Genomic DNA, 19,397 nt, shown 5'->3' on the forward strand with positions numbered 1-19,397 from the left:
CACGCGATGGACACGATTCTCAAGCTCGACAACATCAGCAAAAGCTTTCCTGGCGTGAAGGCGCTGCAAGGCATTCACCTCGAGATCGCGCGCGGCGAGATTCATGCGCTGCTCGGCGAGAACGGCGCGGGCAAATCGACGCTGATGAAAATTCTCTGTGGCATCTATCAGCCCGACGAAGGCACGATCACGATCGACGGCACGGCGCGCCACTTCGCGAACTATCACGACGCGGTGGCCGCCGGTGTCGGCATCGTGTTTCAGGAGTTCAGCCTGATTCCGTATCTGAATGCAGTCGAGAACATCTTTCTCGGCCGCGAAATGCGGACCCGCTTCGGCATGCTCGAACGCGGCAGGATGCGCCGCGCGGCCGCGCAGATTTTCGCGCGGCTCGGCGTCGCGATCGATCTGTCGGTGCCGATTCGCGAACTGTCGGTCGCGCAGCAGCAGTTCGTCGAAATCGGCAAGGCCCTGTCGCTCGAGGCGCGCATCCTGATTCTCGACGAACCGACCGCGACGCTGACACCCGCCGAAGCCGCGCATCTGTTCACGATCATGCGCGAACTGAAGCAGCAGGGCGTGGCGATGATCTTCATCTCGCACCACCTCGAAGAGATTTTCGAAGTGTGCGACCGCATCACGGTGCTGCGCGACGGCCAGTACGTCGGCATGACCGAGGTCGCGCAATCGGACGTGAGCCGTCTCGTGCAGATGATGGTGGGGCGCCGCATCGAGAGCAGCTTTCCGCCGAAGCCGCCGCCGCGCGCCGATGCGAAGATCGTGCTCGACGTCGTGCGCTTGCAGTTGCTGAAAGACAGCCCGGTGCTGAGTTTCTCGCTGCGCGAGGGCGAGATACTCGGCTTCGCGGGACTGGTCGGCTCGGGGCGCACCGAGACCGCGCTCGCGGTGATCGGCGCGGACCCGGCCTACGTGAAGGAGATTCGCGTGAACGGCGCGGCCGCGAAGCTCGCCGATCCGGCCGATGCGTTGCGCGCGGGCGTCGGCATCCTGCCCGAAAGCCGCAAGACCGAAGGGCTCATCACCGACTTCTCGATCAGGCAGAACATCTCGATCAACAACCTCGGCAAGTACCGCTCGCTGCGTTTCTTTATCGACCAGCGCAGCGAGGCGCGCGCGACCGCCGACATCATGAAGCGCGTCGGCGTGAAGGCGCCGACCATGCATACCGAAGTCGCGACGCTCTCGGGCGGCAATCAGCAGAAGGTCGTGATCGCGCGCTGGCTCAATCACCACACCAACATCCTGATCTTCGACGAGCCGACGCGCGGCATCGACGTCGGCGCAAAGGCCGAAATCTATCTGCTGATGCGCGAGCTGACCGCGCGCGGCTACTCGATCATCATGATCTCGTCCGAACTGCCGGAGATCGTCGGCATGTGCGACCGCGTCGCCGTGTTCCGGCAGGGGCGCATCGAAGCCATGCTCGAAGGCGACGCGATCGACTCGAATGCCGTGATGACCTATGCGACCGCCGGTTCGCTTGGAGCTGCTCATGAACACGCCTAATCCTTCCTCTTCGCCCGAGACCTCGACCGTTGCGGGCAATACGCCGGGCGCGCCCGCGCGCTTCAGCTGGGCCGCGCTGAAACGCTCGACGCTGTTCTATCCGTTCGTCGGCCTGCTGGTGGTCTGCATCGTCATGGTGTTCGCGAGCGACAGCTTCCTCTCCGCCGCGAACATCGAGAACGTGCTGCGCCAGGTGTCGATCAACGCGATCATCGCGGTCGGCATGACCTGCGTGATCCTGACGGGCGGCATCGATCTGTCGGTCGGTTCGGTAATGGCGCTCTCCGGCACGCTCGCGGCCGGTCTTATGGTGGCCGGCATGAACGCGGTGGCCGCGCTCGTGGTGGGTCTCGCCGTCGGTCTCGGCTTCGGCGCGGCCAACGGCTTCTTCGTCGCGTTCGCAGGCATGCCGCCGATCATCGTCACGCTCGCGACGATGGGTATCGCGCGCGGCCTCGCATTGATCTACACGGGCGGCTATCCGATCGACGGCCTGCCCGACTGGGTCAGCTTCTTCGGCAGCGGCAAGATTCTCGGCATCCAGGCGCCGGTCGTCATCATGGCGGTGATCTACGTGATCGCCTGGGTGCTGCTCGAACGCATGCCGTTCGGCCGCTACGTCTATGCGATCGGCGGCAACGAGCAGGCGACGCGGCTCTCGGGCGTGCGCGTCGCGCGCGTCAAGCTGCTCGTCTACACGATCGCCGGCCTGACCTCGGCGTTCGCCTCGATCGTGCTGACCGCGCGTTTGATGAGCGGCCAGCCGAACGCGGGCGTCGGCTTCGAACTCGACGCGATCGCCGCCGTCGTGATGGGCGGCACGTCGATCTCGGGCGGACGCGGCTCGATTATCGGCACGCTGATCGGCGCGCTTTTACTCGGCGTCCTGAACAACGGCCTGAACATGGTCGGCGTGAATCCGTACGTACAGAACGTGATCAAGGGCGGAATCATTCTGCTCGCGATCTATATCAGCCGCGACCGCAGAAAGTAACGCTTCCTTTTCCCCACTTTTTCGCAGGACCATGCAATGACGACTCAATCCGACAAGCCGAACATGACCGCCATCGTCTGTCATGCACCGAAAGACTATCGCGTCGAACAGGTACGGAAGCCGCGTGCCGGCGCGCACGAACTCGTGATTCGCATCGCCGCGTGCGGCATCTGCGCGAGCGACTGCAAGTGCCACTCGGGCGCGAAGATGTTCTGGGGCGGCCCGAGCCCGTGGGTCAAGGCGCCGGTGATTCCGGGTCACGAATTCTTCGGCTATGTCGAAGAACTCGGCGAAGGCGCGGCCGAGCATTTTGGTGTGCAAAAGGGCGAGCGCGTGATCGCCGAGCAGATCGTGCCGTGCGGCAAATGCCGCTATTGCAAATCCGGCCAGTACTGGATGTGCGAAGTGCACAACATCTTCGGCTTTCAGCGCGAGGTCGCGGACGGCGGCATGGCCGAGTACATGCGCATTCCGCCGACCGCGATCGTCCACAAGATTCCTGACGGCATCTCGCTCGAAGATGCCGCGATCATCGAGCCGCTGGCCTGCGCGATTCACACGGTGAATCGCGGCGACGTGCAGCTCGACGACGTGGTCGTGATCGCGGGCGCGGGGCCGCTCGGTTTGATGATGACCCAGGTCGCGCATCTGAAGACGCCGAAGAAGCTCGTCGTGATCGATCTCGTCGAAGAGCGGCTGGCGTTGGCGCGCGAATACGGCGCGGACGTGACGATCAATCCGAAGAAAGACGACGCGCTCGCGATCATCCATTCGCTCACTGACGGATACGGCTGCGACGTCTATATTGAAACGACCGGCGCGCCGATCGGCGTGAATCAGGGCATGGACCTGATCCGCAAGCTTGGGCGTTTCGTCGAATTTTCGGTGTTCGGTGCCGATACGACACTCGACTGGTCGGTGATCGGCGATCGCAAGGAGCTCGACGTGCGCGGCGCGCATCTCGGGCCGTACTGCTATCCGATCGCGATCGATCTGCTCGCGCGCGGGCTCGTGACGTCGAAGGGCATCGTCACGCATGGCTTCTCGCTCGAAGAATGGGACGAGGCGATCAAGATCGCGAACTCGCTCGATTCGATCAAGGTGCTGCTGAAGCCGCGCGCCTGAGCGTGGCGCGCGGCCCATCAACGGAGACTTTATGAACTACGTCATCGGCGTCGATATCGGCACGCAGAGCACGAAGGCGCTGCTCGTCGACGAGCACGGCGCGATCGTCGCGCAGCATGCGTCGGGCTATCAGCCCGACACGCCGAAACCGTTGTGGGCCGAGCAGTGGCCCGCGGTGTGGCTGAAGGCGGTGGTCGCATGCGTGGCCGCTTGCGTGAGCGAGGCGAAGGCGGCCGGCGTCGCCGCGAGTTCGATCAAGGCGCTGTGCGTGAGCAGCCTGTACGGCGGCTCGGGCATTCCGGTCGACAGCGACATGCGGCCGCTCGCGCCCTGCCTGATCTGGATGGACCGGCGCGCGACCACGCAGGTCGACTGGGTGCGCGGGAACGTCGATCTCGAACGGCTTTATACGATCACCGGCAATGGCGTGGATAGCTACTACGGCTACACGAAGATGCTGTGGCTGCGCGAAAACGAGCCGGACGTATGGGCGCATACGCGCTATTTCCTGCCGCCGAATGCTTACGTGATTTATCTGCTGACCGGCGAGGTCGCGGTCGATCACAGTTCGGCCGGCAATATCGGCGGCGTCTACGACATGGCGCGGCGCGACTGGTCGGACGAAGCGCTCGACATGCTCGGCATTCCCGCGACGATGATGCCGGATCGCCTCGTCGAATCGTCGGACGTGGTGGGCGGACTGCTGTCGCAATGGACCGCGCAGCTCGGGCTCGAAGCGGGCACGCCGATCGTCGCGGGCGGCGTGGATGCGGCCATGGCGACGTTCGCCGCCGGCGTCACGCGCGCGGGGCAGCACGTCGCGATGATCGGCACGAGCATGTGCTGGGGCTATATCAACCAGCAGGTCGACGCGCGGCACGGATTGGTCAGCATGCCGCATGTTTTCAACGGCCAGCAGGACCTCTATGTATTCGGCGGCGCGATCACGGCGGGTGCGTCGGTCGCGTGGTATCGCGAGCAGTTCTGTCATGCGGAGATCGAGGCCGCGCGCGCGACGCCGCATGGCGATCCGCACCGGCTGCTCGAAGAAGCCGCCGCGCAGGTGCCGGCCGGCGCCGACGGCGTGCTGTTCCTGCCGTATCTGATGGGCGAGCGCAGCCCGGTGTGGGACGCGAAAGCGAGCGGCGCGTTCGTCGGACTGTCGCTCTTTCATACGCGCGCGCATCTGTATCGCGCGGTGCTCGAAGGCGTGTCGTTCGCGCTGAAGCACAACATCGAGGCGGGACGCAAAGGCGCGCAATCGCTCGACGACAAACTGATCGTGGTCGGCGGCGCCGCGCATTCGGACCTGTGGATGCAGATCATCGCCGACATCACCGGCTATCCGGTCTACACGATCGAGCAGGACGTCGAAGCCGCGATGGGCGCCGCGCGGCTCGCGGCGGTCGGCGTGGGCCTCGTGTCGCGCGAAGCGGCGCAGGGCGGCTGGGTCACGCTGATCGAGCGCGCGCAGCCCGACGCGCAGCGCATGGCGCTATATCAGCAGCGCTTCGGCGTGTACGTAGACCTCTATCCGGCCTTGAAGCCGGTCATGCATCGCTTGCAATCATCATGAACGCTACTTTCGATTTTTCCGGCCGCTCGATTCTCGTGACGGGCGCATCGAGCGGCATCGGCCGCGCCACGGTCGAAGCCTTGTGCGCGAGCGGCGCGTCGGTTGTCGCGGCGGCGCGCAACGTCGACGAACTCGCGCGGCTTGCCGAGGAAACCGGTTGCGAGCCTCTCGCGCTCGACGTCGGCGACGAAGCCGCGATCGAGGACGCCTTCGCCTCGCTCGAACCGTTCGACGGTCTTGTGAATTGCGCGGGCATCGCGTTGCTCGAACGCGCGGTGGAGACCACGGCCGCGAGCTTCGATCGCGTGATGGCCGTTAATACGCGCGGTGCGGTGCTGGTCGCGAAGCACGTCGCGCGCGCGATGCTCGCGGCGCAGCGCGCGGGCAGCATCGTGAACGTATCGAGCCAGGCTGCGCTCGTCGCGCTTGAGGATCATCTAAGCTATTCGGCCTCGAAGGCCGCGCTCGATGCGGCCACGCGCGCGCTGTGCGTCGAGCTGGGGCCGAGCGGGATTCGCGTGAACAGCGTGAACCCCACGGTCACGCTGACGCCGATGGCGGTGCTGGCCTGGAGCGATCCCGCCAAACGCGATCCGGCCTTGCAGGCGATCCCGCTGCGGCGCTTTGCCGAATCCGCCGAAGTCGCCGCGCCGATCCTGTTTCTGTTGAGCGAGGCGGCGTCGATGATTAGCGGCGTATGCCTGCCGATCGACGGCGGCTATACGGCGCGGTGAAGGCTGCGCGCAGGGCTTGCCGGAGCCGCCGGAGCGAGCGGTCGGGTTAGAGCATCGTGCGCACGTGCCACAGTTCGGGGAACAGCACGACGTCGAGCATCTTGCGCAGATACGACGCGCCGCTCGTGCCGCCCGTGCCCTGCTTGAAGCCGATGATGCGCTCGACCGTCGTGACGTGCCGGAAGCGCCACTGACGGAACGCGTCTTCGAGATCGACGAGTTCTTCGGCCATCTCGTACAGATCCCAATGCTCGGACGGATTGCGATAGACCTCGAACCATGCGGCCTCGACCGAGGCATCGTGCACGGTGGGCTGGGTCCAGTCGCGTTCGAGCCGCGCGGGCGAGATCGCGAAGCCGCGGCGCGCGAGCAGCCGCACGACTTCGTCGTAGAACGACGGCGTTTCGAGCGCGGCCTTCACCTCGGCGTGGATGTCGGGGCGATGCGCGTGCGGCTTCAGCATCTGCTCGTTCTTGTTGCCGAGCAGGAATTCGATCTGCCGGTACTGGTACGACTGGAAGCCCGACGAGCTGCCGAGATAAGGGCGCATGGCCGTGTACTCGGACGGCGTCATCGTCGCGAGAACGTTCCAGGCCTGCACGAGCTGCTCCATGATCCGCGACACGCGCGCGAGCATCTTGAAGGCGGGCGGCAATTCGTCGCGATGCACGGCCTTCAATGCCGCGTGCAGTTCGTAGAGCGCGAGCTTCATCCACAGTTCGCTGGTCTGGTGCTGGATGATGAACAGCATCTCGTTGTGATCCGGCGACAACGGATGCTGCGCGTCGAGCACCTTGCCGAGCGACAGATAGTCGCCGTAGCTCATCGATTCCGAGAAATCGAGCTGCGCGTCGTGCCAGCCAGGGTTGGCGGAATGCGTGGCAGAGGCGGTGGATGTGGTGGCGGTGGTGGATGTGGAACCCGCCCCCGCCGCAGCGGAGCCCGCCGAACTCGCGGCGGGCGTGCCGGTTGCGCCCGTCTTCCCATGGCCGAACGGACAGCCTTGCGCGGGCGACTCTTCGGGCAAGCCCGGCGTGTGCATGTGATCGGTCATTCCATGATCCTCAGGTAACGGCGCCGCGCGCGGCGAATTCCGGCGCCCGCCAGGTTTCATGCACGAGTATGTCGCGCAGCGTCTCGACGGCGTCCCAGACGTCGACGAAGCGCGTGTACAGCGGCGTGAAGCCGAAGCGCAGCACATACGGCTCGCGATAGTCGCCGATCACGCCGCGCGCGATCAGCGCCTGCATCACCTCATAGCCGTGCGGATGTTCGAAGCTCGCATGCGAGCCGCGCCGCGCGTGTTCGCGCGGCGTGACGAGTTCGAGCGGAAACTCGCCGCAACGGGTCTCCACCAGTTCGATGAACAGATCGGTCAGCGCGAGCGACTTCTTGCGGATCGCCTGCATGTCGGTTTGCAGGAACACGTCGAGTCCGCATTCGACGAGCGCCATCGAGACGATCGGCTGCGTGCCGCACAGATAGCGGCCCACGCCGTCATCCGGCCGATATGTGGGGCTCATCTCGAACGGCGCGCGATGCCCCCACCAGCCCGAGAGCGGCTGCGCGAATGCGTTCTGGTGGCGCTGCGGCACCCACACGAAGGCAGGCGAACCGGGGCCGCCGTTCAGGTACTTGTAGGTGCAGCCGACCGCGTAGTCGGCGCCGACGCCGTTCAGATCGACCGGCACCGCACCCGCCGAATGCGCGAGGTCCCACAGCGCGAGGGCGCCCCGGTCGTGAATCAGTCTCGTCAGCGCGGCCATGTCGTGCATGTAGCCGGTGCGGTAGTTCACGTGAGTAATCATCGCGATCGCGGTGTCGTCGCCGATCGTGGCGGGCAGCTCGGACGGATCGTCGACGAGGCGCAGCTCATAGCCGCGATCGAGCTGCTCGATGAGCCCCTGCGCGATGTACAGGTCGCTCGGGAAATTCGAGCGCTCGGAGACGATCACGCGGCGCCGCGGATCGCGCGCATCGGCGACCCGCAGCGCGGCCGACAGCAGCTTGAACAGGTTGATCGAAATCGTGTCGGTAACGACCACCTCGTCGCTCGCCGCGCCGATCAGCGGCGCGAGCTTGTTGCCGAGCCGGCGCGGCAGCGCGAACCAGCCGGCGTTGTTCCAGCTGCGGATCAGCCCCTCGGTCCATTGCGCGCCGATCACGGTCTGCGCGTGTTGCGCGGCCGCGGCCGGCGGCACGCCGAGCGAGTTGCCGTCGAGATAGATGGTGGCCGGCGACAGCGCGAACTGGTCGCGCAGCATGGCGAGGGGATCGGCGCTATCGAGCGCCACGGCTTCGTCACGATGGTTCATGGTGGTCCGTTGGTTCCGGGCGGGAGGGTTCGTCGGTTGATAGGTCGTGTAGCTGGCCGTGTAGCCGGTCGTGTCGCGGGTTCGGCGTGCCTCAGCGCGAGCCGGGCAGCGCGCGCAGCACCGCACGCACCGGGCTCGCGTCGAGCGTGGTCAGTTTGAGCGGCAGCGCGATCAGCTCGTAGTCGCCGGGTTCGACCGCGTCGAGCACGATGCCTTCGAGAATCGCCATGCGATGCGCGCGAATCCGCTGGTGCGCGTCCATCGTCTTCGATTCCTGCGGATCGAGCGACGGCGTGTCGATGCCGATCAGCTTGACGCCGCGTGCGGCAAGCAGATCGACGGTATCGGGCGCGACCGCGCAGAACGCGCTGTCCCAGGCGGCGGTCGGCGCGCTTCTGTAAGTGCGCAGTAAGACTCGCTGCGGCAGATCGTCGAGCGAGCCGGTCAGGTGTTGTGGCGTCACAACAGGCGATGCGCCGATGCAATCCATCACTCTGCATAAACCGAGATACGCGTCGAGCGGCACGTTGCCGATCGCGGCGCCCTCGGCGTCGTAGTGCAGCGGCGCGTCGGTGTGGGCGCCGGTGTGCGGCGACAGCGTGAGCCGCGCGACGTTGACGGGCGAGCCCGCTTCCATGCGCCACACACGCTCGATGCCGACCGGCGTGTCGCCCGGCCAGACGGGCGTGGCGGTATCGACGGCGGGGCTGATGTCCCAGAGTGTTGGCATGACCGTTTCTGTGGCGGGTGACGATCTTTAAATGATAGTGGTCAAGCCGCGAAATGTGATTGCGAAAAAATCTCCTTCTTAGCCGTGTCTTGGAACATAATTTGAGTCAAACGGGAAAGGGAGACCGAATATGAACGCGATCTCGCTCGACGCCACCGATTGCCGTATCTTGACGGTGCTTCAGCAGGAAGGACGGATCAGCAATCTCGACCTCGCGGAGCGCATCTCGCTCTCGCCGTCGGCGTGTCTGCGGCGCCTGCGTCTGCTCGAGGAGCAGGGCGTCATCGAACATTACCGGGCGTGCCTGAATCGCGAGGTGCTCGGTTTCGAACTGGAGGCGTTCGTGCAGGTGTCGATGCGCAACGACCAGGAAAACTGGCACGAGCGTTTCGCCGAGGCCGTGCGCGACTGGCCCGAAGTGGTCGGCGCGTTCGTCGTGACGGGCGAGACCCATTACCTGCTGCGGGTGCTCGCGCACAACCTCAAGCACTATTCGGATTTCGTGCTGCAGCGTCTGTACAAGGCGCCGGGCGTGATGGACATCCGCTCGAACATCGTGCTGGAGACGCTCAAGGAAGATTCGGGCGTGCCGGTTTCGCTCGTGAAAAAGAACAGCGGGCATAGCGCTGCGCACAACGAGCGCTGAGCGGGCAGGGGCGCCGCGCGGTGCGCGCGGCGGGACGTTTCAAAGCAATTTGAGGCCGTGGAACTGACCGCTCTGGAACACGAGCGGCAGGATTTCGGCGGCGTTTTCGTGCACGCCGCAGCGCTCCACTTCGCCCACGAAAATCACGTGGTCGCCTTCCTCGTAGCGGCTGCGGTTATGGCATTCGAACCAGGCGAGCGCGCCGTCGAGCACCGGCATGCCGCTGTCGCCCGCCGCGTGCGACACGCCTTCGAAGCGGTCGCCCTTCACGGTCGCGAAGCGCTTGCACAGATCGAGCTGCGACGCGGCCAGCACGTTGACCACGTAGTGGCTATTGGCGCGAAACACCGGCATCGAGGCCGAACGCGTCGCGAGACTCCATAGCACGAGCGGCGGATCGAGCGAAACCGAATTGAACGAACTGGCCGTGATGCCGATCAACTGGCCCGACGCGGCGCGCGTCGTGATGACGGTGACGCCGGTCGCAAACTGGCCGAGCGCCTGCTTGAACGCGGCCTGGTTGAAGTTGGGTGGGCTGGCGCGCTTCATTCGGGCAGAACCCCCGGCACGCGCCGTGTGAAAGCCTGACTGACGCGCAGGCCGGTGCGGCTGGAAGCGAATGATTCGAAAGTCATGGTGAAAATCGTCGATTTGCGCCAATTTTAACTGCAATCGCCGCGTGCGCCGTGCCGCGGATGCCGGCGGGTCGTCAAACCGGCGTGTACTCGCGTAAAAATGCGCACCGGGGTTCGTTGCCGGGCATCCTGGCGGGACGATCGTCGGAGCCGTCGAAAAGCTTGTCGTTCGTCAAGGATTGCTGTGAACGTGGCGCAGACTTGTCCCCCTGACGAGCGCCGGCGTTCCTATACTCGATAAATGGCACGATTGCATGGCGGCCGGCGCGGACCGGGTGCGCAAATCAGGCGTGCGAGCGGCGTCGCGCTTCGGCTGGCTTTTACGCGGCGTTTTCGGCCCTATATACCGGACTCGGCGGCGGCGAAAACGCCGGCCACCGGTCCATTTTTCCGTATCTGATCTGGGGTGAACGTTATGAACGAGACGGCAACGCTCGGTGGCGGGTGTTTCTGGTGCCTCGAAGCGGTGTATCTGGGCGTCGAAGGCGTCAACGCGGTCGAGTCGGGCTATGCGGGCGGTCACACGCGCCAGCCGAGCTACGAGCAGGTGTGCGACGGCGAGACCGGCCACGCGGAAGTGGTCAAGGTCGACTTCGATCCCGCGAAGATCAGCTATCGCGAGATTCTCGACATCTTCTTCGCGATCCACGATCCGACGCAGTTGAACCGGCAGGGCAACGACGTCGGCACGCAGTACCGCTCGGCGATCTTCACCCATTCCGATGCGCAGCGCGAAACCGCGCTGCAGGCGATTCGCGAGATCGGCGAGGAGCGCATTTACGACGGCAAGATCGTCACCCAGGTGGTGCCGCTCGACGGCAACTACTGGCCCGCCGAGGCGTATCACCAGAACTATTTCGCGCAGCATCCGAATCAGGGCTATTGCTCGTTTGTGGTGGCGCCGAAGGTCGCGAAATTCCGGCAGAAGTTCGCGCATCGGATCAAGGCGGGGTGATTGGGGGCGCGGAGTCTGGGGCCGTGGTGGGCGTTACGGAGCCGCACGGAGCTTCAGTTCTTCCGTCTGCAGCGCGAATGAACGGAGTTCGTTCACACGGAGCCACGGCGGTGGCCCGCGTGAAATCGTTCAACTCCGCGCGTCGCCGGCTTCGCCTTCGCTTGCGCCCCGTGCGGGTTGCGCCGGCGCTTCGTCTCCATCCACCTCACGCGCCTGCGCGAGACGCGCGCAGGCCTCGACGATCTCCGCCGCCAGCTTCACGCAACTGAGCGGCGCCGATCCTTCCGCCTTGTTATTGACCGCAATCACGACCGGCTGGCCGGCCAGCGCATAACGCGCGGCCAGCTCGGCGAGCGACGCGCGCGTCGCCGGGTCTTCGTCGACGAGCCGGTTGAACGGCTCGTACTTCGCCTTCGCCTGCTCGTATTTGAAGCCGCCATGCAGACTCCAGCGTACGATCAGCGGACCGGCCGGCTCGCCGTCGAGCAGCGCGAGCGCGGCGGCCTGGCGCAGCGGGTCGGGCATGCGCGCATGAATGCCGACGCAATAGCGCACGCCTGCCGCCTTCAGCATGCGGATGAAGCGCGGCGTGAGCAGACTCGCGTCGCGAATTTCGACCGCGTAGCAACTGCCGTCGGGCAGTCCCGGCAGCGCGTTGAAAAATTCCGCGAGGCGCTCGATAAATACCGCCGGCTGCGCGAGCATCGAGTCCGGCAGCGGCGAGAACTGGAACACGAGCGCGCCGGCCTTGGCGCCGAGTCCCGCGAGACAGGGCGTGACGAAGTCGTCGATCGCCATCTGTGCGTTCAGGAAGCACGGGTTCAGCGACACCGGCTCGCCGCGCTCGGCACGCACGGTGGCGTCGGTGATCGTCATCGGCGCCTTGACGATGAAGCGGAAATGCTCGGGTACCTGCTGCGCATAGCGCAGGTATTCGGTGACCGTGAGCGCCTGGTAGAACGAGCGGTCGATGCTGACCGTCTTCAGCAGCGGATGCGCGCCGTAGGCGCTCAAGCCTTCGCGCGAGAGCTTGCTGTTGCTGTAGTCGTCGCCGTAGACGATGCCGCTCCAGCCCGGAAACGACCACGTCGACGTGCCGAGGCGGACTTGCGGCGGCAATTGCGCCGCGAGCGCGAGCAGTTCGGGTGAGGGCGGTGCGGCGAGCACGTCGCGGCTGCGGCGTTTTTTCGGGGTGTCGGCGGGAGCGGGCGGGGTGTTTGAGGTGTGTGCGTCTGCCGTACCAGCCGCGGCGGCGGGGTTGTCGGGCGTGTCGTCTTCCCACAGCGAGGCGGCGCTAGCTTGCGCACGCTGGGCGCGCCGGGGTTGGGCGGCGGACACTGCTGGGCTGGCGGGTGCCGCTATGGCTATGGACGAGCCGGCGACGAGTGAGGCGGCATCGGCATCGATGCCGGTGTTGTCGAGCGAGGCTGCGGGCGCGGCATCTTCAGCCGCGGCGGTACGCGTCAGCCTGGCGCCACGCACGCCGCCTTTCTGCACCGGCAATACTGCAGCCTGCGGTTCATCCACCGGCATCCCGAACAGATCGAACTGCGCGGCTTCGCGAGCCGCATCGTCCGGCTTGCCGTCGTTGCCGCTCAACGGCTTTTCAACTTCGTTCGTCCCGCTCTGGTCCATCAATGTCCGGCCTGCTGTTCAGGTTGCGCCGCGGCGTCTCACTTCACGCTTCATGCCCGCCGCGGCGCCCACCGGTCATGGCCGGGTCACAGCGGTTTTTCGTACATGTAGCGGCGCGACCACGGCAGGTTTTTCGCGCTGCGGCCGGCTTTACGGCACACCACCTGGAAGATCGACACGTCGTCGTTTTCGAATGCATACGCGCAGCCGGCCAGATACACGCGCCAGATGCGGAATTTCTCGTCGTCGACGAGCTTGCGGGCTTCGTCCGCATGCGCTTCGAAATTCTCCGCCCACAGATCGAGCGTGTGCGCATAGTGACGGCGCAGGCTTTCGACGTCAACCGGTTCGAGGCCGCCGCGCTGCATCGATTCGAGCGCGAGGCTGATGTGCGGCAGTTCGCCGTTCGGGAACACGTAGCGGTCGATGAACTCGCCGCCGCCCAGCGAGGTCTCGCCGCTGTCGGCGTCGCTCGACGTGATGCCGTGGTTCATCGCGATGCCGTCGTCGGCCAGCAGGTCGCGCATCTTCTCGAAGTAGCCCGGCAGATTCTTGTGGCCGACGTGCTCGAACATGCCGACGCTCGTGATGCGATCGAACTGCCCCTGGACATCGCGATAGTCCTGCAGGCGAATCTCGATCTGGTTTTCGAGGCCGGCCGCTTTCACGCGTGCGGTGGCGAGGTCGAACTGGTTTTGCGAGAGCGTCACGCCCACGCATTTCGCGCCGAACTTCTGCGCCGCGCGCAGCACGAGCGCGCCCCAGCCGCAGCCGATATCGAGCAGACGCTGGCCGGGCTGCAACTGGATTTTGGTCAGAATGTGATCTATTTTCTTCAGCTGCGCGGTCGCGAGGTCTTCGGTGCCGGTCTCGAAGTACGCGCACGAGTAGACCATGTTCTCGTCGAGCCACAGCTTGTAGAACTCGTTCGAGACGTCGTAGTGATACTGGATCGCTTTCCTGTCCGACGCCTTCGAGTGATTGAAGTAGCGCCGCACGCGCGCGAGCTTGCTCGCGTTGGTGACGGTGCTGCGCGCGAGTTCATAGCCGATATTGATGATGTCCGACAGCTTGCCCTCGATGTCGATCTTGCCCTTCACGTACGCCTCGCCGAGATTGTCGAGGCTCGGTTCGAGCAGATAGGGCAGCGCGGTCGCGCTCTTGACGTGCAGCGTGACCTGGGGCGCGGCGAACCGCCCGAAGTCATGCTGCTGACCGTCCCACAGCACGAGGCGTGCAGGCAGATTCGCTTTGGTTTTGACGTCTTCAACCCACTGCGCCAGCTTTTTCTCCCAGAACATGTGATCTCTCCGTGTTCGTTGATTTAAAGCAAAGCTTGTGTGGATCGCGATAGGGCACGGCGCATTCCGCGGGCCGCGCAACGCAATCCGGCCGGCGCGCGTCGCCACGCAAGCGGCGCCGCCGGCATCATTCGTCGGATCAGGGCGACAGGCGGGCGATCTGCCAGCTACCGCTTGCGTCCGCGCGCGTATAGAGCAGACGATCGTGCAGACGCGAAGGCCGCCCCTGCCAGAATTCGATTGCCTCGGGCACCAGACGGTACCCGCCCCAGTGCGGCGGCCGCGGAGGATTGTCGCCATATTGCAGGCTGATTTCGCGTTCACGTACTTCGAGCTGCGAACGGCTTTCAATCACCTGACTCTGATTTGAGGCCCACGCGCCGATGCGCGAGCCGAGCGGACGCGACGCGAAATAGGCGTCGCTGTCTGCCGCGTCCGTTTTGACGACGCGGCCCTCGATGCGCACCTGGCGCTCGAGTTCGATCCAGTGAAACAGCAGGCTCGCGTTAGGGTTCGCGCTCAGCTCGCGGCCCTTGCGGCTCTCATAATTGGTGAAGAACACGAAGCCTCGCTCGTCGACACCCTTGATCAGCACGATGCGTGCCGATGGCCGGCCGTGCGGGTCGACCGTTGCCAGCGTCATGGCATTCGGCTCGGGCAGTTGGGCGTCGATCGCCTGCTGGAACCACGCGTCGAATTGACGGAACGGATCGTGGTCGACGTCGGCGACGTCCAGAGAGCCCAGCGAATAATTTTTTCGAAGCTCGGCGAGTGAGATCATGTTCTTATGCGAACGCTTACAGTCAGGCAAGTATAGCTAAGGCGCCAATTTTTTGCGCGCGAGCGGACGAGCGTGTCAGACGCCACATGCCCTGCCTGCGCGAGCGGTCGCGCGAGGCGCGGGCCGGCCGTGTTTCGTTGCTCGCGTGACCTCTTCGTATGACCCTTTCGTATAACCCCTTCGCATGACCCGTTCGGGGAGCGGGACGTCACGCGAAACTTCGGGCAAGGCGTTGAGGCAAAATACGGGCTGCGCGCGCGTCGGCTTCACGAACGCGAAGCCGCTTTCCGTTCCGCCTGTGTATGCCTTGTATTCGAGCCCCGTCATCATGTTCAGCACCACCGCGCAATCCGATCTTACTACCAGCCTCGATGCGAATGAAACCGCCGACCGCGCGCGCCGCTTCGGCGGCATCGCGCGTCTGTACGGCGCCGACGCGCTCGCCGCGTTCGAGGGCGCCCACGTCGCGGTGATCGGCATCGGCGGCGTGGGTTCGTGGGTTGCCGAGGCGCTGGCGCGCAGCGCGCTCGGCACGCTGACGCTGATCGATCTCGACAACGTCGCCGAGAGCAACACGAACCGGCAGATCCATGCGCTCGACGGCAACTACGGCAAACCGAAGGTCGAGGCGATGGCCGAGCGCATCGCGGCGATCAATCCGTATTGCGACGTGCGGCTCGTCGAAGACTTCGTCGAGCCAGACAACTTCGCGGCGACGCTCGGCGGCGGCTTCGACTACGTGATCGACGCGATCGACAGCGTGCGCACGAAGACCGCGCTGATCGCGTGGTGCGTCGAGCGCCAGCAGGCGTTGATCACGGTCGGCGGCGCGGGCGGCCAGCTCGATCCGACGCGTATCCGCATCGACGATCTCGCGCTGACGATCCAGGACCCGTTGCTGTCGAAGGTGCGCGGCCAGTTGCGCAAACAGCATGGCTTTCCGCGCGGGCCGAAGGCGAAGTTCAAGGTGAGCGCGGTGTATTCGGACGAGCCGCTGATCTATCCGGAAGCGGCCGTTTGCGATATCGACGAGGAAGCCGAGCACGTGAGCACGTCGCCGGGTCACACGGGGCCGGTCGGTCTGAATTGCGCGGGGTTTGGGTCGAGCGTGTGCGTGACCGCGAGCTTCGGGTTTGCGGCGGCGGCGCATGTGCTGCGCGAGTTGGCGAAGCAGGCGAGGGCGCGGGCGGCTATTTGAGCGCTGCGGTTTGATGGAAAGCGATGAAGGCCGATGCAGTACGGACCGGCGCGGTTGCGGCGTTCACCGCAACCGCGCCGGTCATCGGGCACTCGTCAGTCGCGCGCTAATCAGTACAACGACGCGCTGAGCTTGCGCCGCCATTGCGACACCAGCTCCGGCTGATGCGCGGCCAGATCGAATACCGACAGCATCGTCTTGCGGCCGACGTCGTCGCGGAACGTGCGGTCGCGCTGCACGATCGCGAGCAGATGTTCGAGCGCCTGCGCGTATTTGCGGTGCGCGATAAACGCATTCGCGAGATCGAAGCGCGCTTCGAGATCGTCGGGATTGCCGGCGACGCGCGCTTCGAGCGCATCGGTGGGCGGCAGGTCCGCGGCGGCATCGACCGCGTCGAGCCGCGTCTTGATCGCGTTGAAGCGCGCGTCGATGCCCTGGGTCGTTTTCGGCGACAGCAGATCGACTTCGTTGCGCGCTTCGTCGATGCGGTTGTCTTCGAGCAGCAGCTCGATGCGGTCCATGCGCGCATCGTCGAAACCGGGGTCGTACGCGAGCGCCGCTTGCAGCAGATCGTAGGCGTCTTCGCGGCGGTCTTCGGCGAGCGCGGTCTGCGCTTCGATGCGCGCGGCCGGCGCGCCTTGCGGCACGAGCCGCTCGATGAACTCGCGCAACTGTCCTTCCGGCAGCACGCCGACGAACTGATCGACCGGCTGGCCGTCGGCGAATGCGATCACGTGCGGAATGCTGCGCACCTGGAAGTGCGCGGCCAGTTCGTGGTTCTCGTCCACGTTGACCTTCACGAGCTTCCATTTGCCGGCTGCCTCGGCTTCGAGCTTTTCCAGCAGCGGGCCGAGACTCTTGCAGGGGCCGCACCACGGCGCCCAGAAATCGACCAGCACGGGGGCCAGAGTCGACGCTGCGAGAACGTCCTGTTCGAAAGTGGCGAGAGTGGTGTCCATTGCGTCCTCGTCGATAAAAACGGTTTGTGGCTAGGTGGGGCCGATGTGGGCGAATTCAATGCGGGCCTGCATGGCGACGACGCGCCACGCGAGACCGTGCAGGCTTGCGCGGGTTGGTGGTGTGTGCAGGGCGCCTGCCGGTGCCGCGCTGTGGCCCGCGCGCATGGGTGCATTGGCGCATCGGCCTATCGGTGTATCGGCGCCCCGCCTTGTTTCACTTATGCGCCGGCAGCGGAATCCATTCGGTTTCGCCGGGCACTTGGCCCATTTCCTGATTCGTCCACGCGAGCTTGGCGGCCTCGATCTTCTCTCGCGAACTCGCGACGAAATTCCACTCGATAAAGCGTTCGCCTTCGAGCTTCTCGCCGCCGAGCAGCATTACGCGCGCGCCGTGCGTGCTCGCGAGCGTGACCGTTTCATCGAGCGCGAGCACCGCCATCTGGCCCACTTCGAGCGGCGTGCCGTCGATTTCGAGGTCGCCTTCGACCAGATACACGCCGCGCTCCTCGTGCTCGGGTTCGAGCGCGAACGCGCTGCCCGGCGTGAAGTCGGCGGCCACGTACAGCGTGCCCGAGAACGTCGCGACCGGCGAGACCGCGCCGAACGCGTTGCCCGCGATCACGCGCAGCGTCACGCCGTTGCGCTCGACGACCGGCAGCGTCGCGGCCGCGTGGTGCGCGAACGACGGCTCGATCTCTTCGTCCGCGAGCGGCAGCGCGACCCAGGTCTGGATGCCGTGCATCGTCTGGCCGCGCGCGCGGTCTTCGGCCGGCGTGCGCTCCGAGTGGACGATGCCGCGGCCCGCCGTCATCCAGTTGACGTCGCCGGGCACGATCTTCTGCTCGGAGCCGAGGCTGTCGCGATGCATGATCGCGCCGTCGAACAGATAGGTGACGGTCGCGAGACCGATATGCGGATGCGGGCGTATGTCGAGACCGCTGCCGGGTTCGAGGGTCGCGGGACCCATGTGATCGAAGAAGATGAACGGGCCGACGAGGCGCGCCGCCATCGCCGGCAGCACGCGCCGCACGGCCAGATTGCCGATGTCGCGCAAATGCGGTTTGAGGATGGCTTTGATCGAGGAAGTCATGAGCGGTCTCGGCGCAGGAGTGGAAGAAGGGGTTGAACCGACGATTCTACTGCGCGCCGCGCATGGCCGACATGACGACGCGCGGCGCGCCGTCACGCATGCGGGCGAGGCGCGCGATCCCGCCGCGCGGTGCGGTGCGGCTCCGCTAAACTGCCGGATCGAACCATCATATTGGAGACGCGGATGTCGCCTAGGGACTTGCTGCTTGCGCTGATCGTCGTGATCGCATGGGGCGTCAATTTCGTCGTCATCAAGGTGGGCCTGCATGGCGTGCCGCCGATGCTGCTCGGCGCGCTGCGCTTCACGCTTGCGGCGGTGCCGGCGGTGTTTTTCGTCAGGCGGCCGCAGATGCCGTGGCGCTGGCTGTTCGCCTACGGCGCGACGATCTCGTTCGGGCAGTTTGCGTTCCTGTTCTCGGCGATGTATGTCGGCATGCCGGCCGGGCTCGCCTCGCTGGTGCTGCAGGCGCAGGCGTTCTTCACGCTGATCTTCGCGGCGCTGTTTCTGCACGAACGCCTGCGTCTGCCGAACGTCGCGGGCCTGCTGATCGCGGCTGCGGGTCTCGCGGTCATCGGCCTGCAAGGCGGGCACGCGATGTCGCTCGCCGGTTTCGTGCTGACGCTGTGCGCGGCGGGCATGTGGGCGCTCGGCAACATCGTCACGAAGAAGGTCGGCAAGGTCGATCTGGTCGGGCTCGTCGTGTGGGGCAGCCTGATTCCGCCGCTGCCGTTTTTCGCGGCCTCGTTCGTGTTCGAGGGGCCGCGCGAAATCGCCGCCGCGCTGAGCGGCATCAGCGCGTTGTCGATCTTCGCGATCGTCTATCTCGCGTTTATCGCGACGTTGATCGGCTACGGGTTGTGGAGCCGCCTGCTGTCGCGCTATCCCGCGAGCCAGGTCGCGCCTTTTTCGCTGCTGGTGCCGATCGTCGGGCTGGCCTCGGCGTCGTTGCTGCTTGGCGAGCAACTCTCGGCGATCCAGGTGGCCGGCGCGCTGCTCGTGATGGCGGGGCTCGCGGTGAACGTGTTCGGCGGCTGGGTCGCGCAGCGCCTGATGCCGGCGCGGTGAGTGTCGGTGCGAGCGGTATGGCGTGGCGCAGGCGGCGCACCGCGGTTTTCGGGCGAGCAATAAAAAACGGCCTTATGGCCGTTTTTTATTGCATCGTGCGTGACACCGGATAGCACGCCCTCGCGCGCATC

At 65.5% G+C, this 19,397-nt stretch carries 18 protein-coding genes; 9 read left to right on the plus strand and 9 right to left on the minus strand.

Translation table 11 applies throughout. From position 1 onward, the window contains the following. The first annotated feature begins 6 nt into the window (after positions 1 to 6). From F3J19_RS11390 to F3J19_RS11410, 5 genes are read left to right on the plus strand one after another with little or no spacing between them, the layout of a single operon-like run. On the plus strand, positions 7 to 1,527 hold the full coding sequence (locus tag F3J19_RS11390) for a sugar ABC transporter ATP-binding protein (protein WP_167040934.1): 1,521 nt from the start codon (positions 7 to 9) through the stop codon (positions 1,525 to 1,527). Beyond that, positions 1,514 to 2,521 carry an ABC transporter permease gene (locus F3J19_RS11395; RefSeq protein WP_167040937.1) on the plus strand — a complete coding sequence of 336 codons (1,008 nt, stop codon included), beginning with the start codon at positions 1,514 to 1,516 and terminating at the stop codon, positions 2,519 to 2,521. Before F3J19_RS11390 ends, F3J19_RS11395 begins: the two co-directional genes overlap by 14 nt. A gap of 36 nt (positions 2,522 to 2,557) precedes the next feature. Then, positions 2,558 to 3,646 (plus strand): alcohol dehydrogenase catalytic domain-containing protein, encoded by a 1,089-nt coding sequence (locus F3J19_RS11400; RefSeq protein WP_167040940.1) that lies wholly within the window; start codon positions 2,558 to 2,560, stop codon positions 3,644 to 3,646. Between the two features lie 31 nt (positions 3,647 to 3,677). Then, positions 3,678 to 5,222 (plus strand): FGGY-family carbohydrate kinase, encoded by a 1,545-nt coding sequence (locus F3J19_RS11405; RefSeq protein WP_167040943.1) that lies wholly within the window; start codon positions 3,678 to 3,680, stop codon positions 5,220 to 5,222. Further along, entirely contained in the window at positions 5,219 to 5,956 is a 738-nt protein-coding gene (locus tag F3J19_RS11410) for an SDR family oxidoreductase (protein ID WP_167040946.1), read from the plus strand. Before F3J19_RS11405 ends, F3J19_RS11410 begins: the two co-directional genes overlap by 4 nt. Before the next feature lie 46 nt (positions 5,957 to 6,002). On the opposite strand, the gene kynA is transcribed toward F3J19_RS11410, so the two are convergent. The 3 genes from kynA to kynB all read right to left on the minus strand — a co-directional run bounded on the left by kynA (position 6,003) and on the right by kynB (position 9,001). Continuing rightward, positions 6,003 to 7,010, minus strand: coding sequence for a tryptophan 2,3-dioxygenase (gene kynA / locus F3J19_RS11415; RefSeq protein ID WP_167040949.1), 1,008 nt, complete (start codon positions 7,008 to 7,010; stop codon positions 6,003 to 6,005). A 10-nt stretch (positions 7,011 to 7,020) separates the two neighbouring features. After that, a complete protein-coding gene (gene kynU, locus F3J19_RS11420) occupies positions 7,021 to 8,271 on the minus strand; it encodes a kynureninase (RefSeq protein WP_167040954.1) in 1,251 nt (416 codons plus the stop codon). A gap of 91 nt (positions 8,272 to 8,362) precedes the next feature. Further along, positions 8,363 to 9,001 (minus strand): arylformamidase, encoded by a 639-nt coding sequence (gene kynB / locus F3J19_RS11425; RefSeq protein ID WP_167040957.1) that lies wholly within the window; start codon positions 8,999 to 9,001, stop codon positions 8,363 to 8,365. A 130-nt stretch (positions 9,002 to 9,131) separates the two neighbouring features. Between kynB and F3J19_RS11430 the strand changes: the two genes are divergently transcribed. Further along, positions 9,132 to 9,647: an Lrp/AsnC family transcriptional regulator gene (locus tag F3J19_RS11430; RefSeq protein ID WP_167040960.1), complete on the plus strand. Its 516-nt coding sequence runs from the start codon at positions 9,132 to 9,134 to the stop codon at positions 9,645 to 9,647. Between the two features lie 39 nt (positions 9,648 to 9,686). Here the strand turns inward: F3J19_RS11430 and F3J19_RS11435 are convergent, their stop codons facing one another. Next, positions 9,687 to 10,196, minus strand: a complete 510-nt coding sequence (locus F3J19_RS11435; RefSeq protein WP_167040963.1) for a flavin reductase family protein — start codon at positions 10,194 to 10,196, stop codon at positions 9,687 to 9,689. 501 nt (positions 10,197 to 10,697) lie between these two features. On the opposite strand from F3J19_RS11435, the gene msrA reads away from it, so the two are divergent. Further along, a complete protein-coding gene (gene msrA / locus F3J19_RS11440) occupies positions 10,698 to 11,237 on the plus strand; it encodes a peptide-methionine (S)-S-oxide reductase MsrA (protein ID WP_167040966.1) in 540 nt (179 codons plus the stop codon). A 129-nt stretch (positions 11,238 to 11,366) separates the two neighbouring features. Here the strand turns inward: msrA and F3J19_RS11445 are convergent, their stop codons facing one another. The 3 genes from F3J19_RS11445 to pdxH form a co-directional block, all read right to left on the minus strand. Continuing rightward, complete coding sequence (locus F3J19_RS11445; protein ID WP_167040969.1) at positions 11,367 to 12,872, minus strand: DUF72 domain-containing protein; 1,506 nt, start codon at positions 12,870 to 12,872, stop codon at positions 11,367 to 11,369. 86 nt (positions 12,873 to 12,958) lie between these two features. Beyond that, positions 12,959 to 14,173 (minus strand): cyclopropane-fatty-acyl-phospholipid synthase family protein, encoded by a 1,215-nt coding sequence (locus F3J19_RS11450; protein ID WP_167040972.1) that lies wholly within the window; start codon positions 14,171 to 14,173, stop codon positions 12,959 to 12,961. Between the two features lie 139 nt (positions 14,174 to 14,312). Further along, a complete protein-coding gene (gene pdxH, locus F3J19_RS11455; RefSeq protein ID WP_167040975.1) occupies positions 14,313 to 14,954 on the minus strand; it encodes a pyridoxamine 5'-phosphate oxidase in 642 nt (213 codons plus the stop codon). A gap of 328 nt (positions 14,955 to 15,282) precedes the next feature. Between pdxH and tcdA the strand changes: the two genes are divergently transcribed. Beyond that, on the plus strand, positions 15,283 to 16,152 hold the full coding sequence (tcdA, locus tag F3J19_RS11460) for a tRNA cyclic N6-threonylcarbamoyladenosine(37) synthase TcdA (protein WP_167040978.1): 870 nt from the start codon (positions 15,283 to 15,285) through the stop codon (positions 16,150 to 16,152). A gap of 110 nt (positions 16,153 to 16,262) precedes the next feature. Here the strand turns inward: tcdA and trxA are convergent, their stop codons facing one another. Both trxA and F3J19_RS11470 read right to left on the minus strand, forming a co-directional pair. Then, positions 16,263 to 17,111 carry a thioredoxin gene (trxA, locus tag F3J19_RS11465; RefSeq protein WP_167040981.1) on the minus strand — a complete coding sequence of 283 codons (849 nt, stop codon included), beginning with the start codon at positions 17,109 to 17,111 and terminating at the stop codon, positions 16,263 to 16,265. 214 nt (positions 17,112 to 17,325) lie between these two features. Further along, on the minus strand, positions 17,326 to 18,201 hold the full coding sequence (locus F3J19_RS11470) for a pirin family protein (protein WP_167040984.1): 876 nt from the start codon (positions 18,199 to 18,201) through the stop codon (positions 17,326 to 17,328). A gap of 183 nt (positions 18,202 to 18,384) precedes the next feature. Between F3J19_RS11470 and F3J19_RS11475 the strand changes: the two genes are divergently transcribed. Further along, on the plus strand, positions 18,385 to 19,266 hold the full coding sequence (locus F3J19_RS11475) for an EamA family transporter (RefSeq protein WP_167040986.1): 882 nt from the start codon (positions 18,385 to 18,387) through the stop codon (positions 19,264 to 19,266). The last annotated feature ends 131 nt before the right edge of the window (positions 19,267 to 19,397 follow it).

The sequence above is a fragment of the Burkholderia sp. Ax-1724 genome, assembly GCF_011752995.1.
Lineage (GTDB): Bacteria > Pseudomonadota > Gammaproteobacteria > Burkholderiales > Burkholderiaceae > Paraburkholderia.

Coding starts and splice junctions, on each gene's coding strand:
- F3J19_RS11390 (WP_167040934.1), top strand. CDS start 7: ATGGACACGATTCTCAAGCTCGACAACATCAGCAAAAGCTTTCCTGGC.
- F3J19_RS11395 (WP_167040937.1), top strand. CDS start 1,514: ATGAACACGCCTAATCCTTCCTCTTCGCCCGAGACCTCGACCGTTGCG.
- F3J19_RS11400 (WP_167040940.1), top strand. CDS start 2,558: ATGACGACTCAATCCGACAAGCCGAACATGACCGCCATCGTCTGTCAT.
- F3J19_RS11405 (WP_167040943.1), top strand. CDS start 3,678: ATGAACTACGTCATCGGCGTCGATATCGGCACGCAGAGCACGAAGGCG.
- F3J19_RS11410 (WP_167040946.1), top strand. CDS start 5,219: ATGAACGCTACTTTCGATTTTTCCGGCCGCTCGATTCTCGTGACGGGC.
- kynA (WP_167040949.1), bottom strand. CDS start 7,010: ATGACCGATCACATGCACACGCCGGGCTTGCCCGAAGAGTCGCCCGCG.
- kynU (WP_167040954.1), bottom strand. CDS start 8,271: ATGAACCATCGTGACGAAGCCGTGGCGCTCGATAGCGCCGATCCCCTC.
- kynB (WP_167040957.1), bottom strand. CDS start 9,001: ATGCCAACACTCTGGGACATCAGCCCCGCCGTCGATACCGCCACGCCC.
- F3J19_RS11430 (WP_167040960.1), top strand. CDS start 9,132: ATGAACGCGATCTCGCTCGACGCCACCGATTGCCGTATCTTGACGGTG.
- F3J19_RS11435 (WP_167040963.1), bottom strand. CDS start 10,196: ATGAAGCGCGCCAGCCCACCCAACTTCAACCAGGCCGCGTTCAAGCAG.
- msrA (WP_167040966.1), top strand. CDS start 10,698: ATGAACGAGACGGCAACGCTCGGTGGCGGGTGTTTCTGGTGCCTCGAA.
- F3J19_RS11445 (WP_167040969.1), bottom strand. CDS start 12,872: ATGGACCAGAGCGGGACGAACGAAGTTGAAAAGCCGTTGAGCGGCAAC.
- F3J19_RS11450 (WP_167040972.1), bottom strand. CDS start 14,173: ATGTTCTGGGAGAAAAAGCTGGCGCAGTGGGTTGAAGACGTCAAAACC.
- pdxH (WP_167040975.1), bottom strand. CDS start 14,954: ATGATCTCACTCGCCGAGCTTCGAAAAAATTATTCGCTGGGCTCTCTG.
- tcdA (WP_167040978.1), top strand. CDS start 15,283: ATGTTCAGCACCACCGCGCAATCCGATCTTACTACCAGCCTCGATGCG.
- trxA (WP_167040981.1), bottom strand. CDS start 17,111: ATGGACACCACTCTCGCCACTTTCGAACAGGACGTTCTCGCAGCGTCG.
- F3J19_RS11470 (WP_167040984.1), bottom strand. CDS start 18,201: ATGACTTCCTCGATCAAAGCCATCCTCAAACCGCATTTGCGCGACATC.
- F3J19_RS11475 (WP_167040986.1), top strand. CDS start 18,385: ATGTCGCCTAGGGACTTGCTGCTTGCGCTGATCGTCGTGATCGCATGG.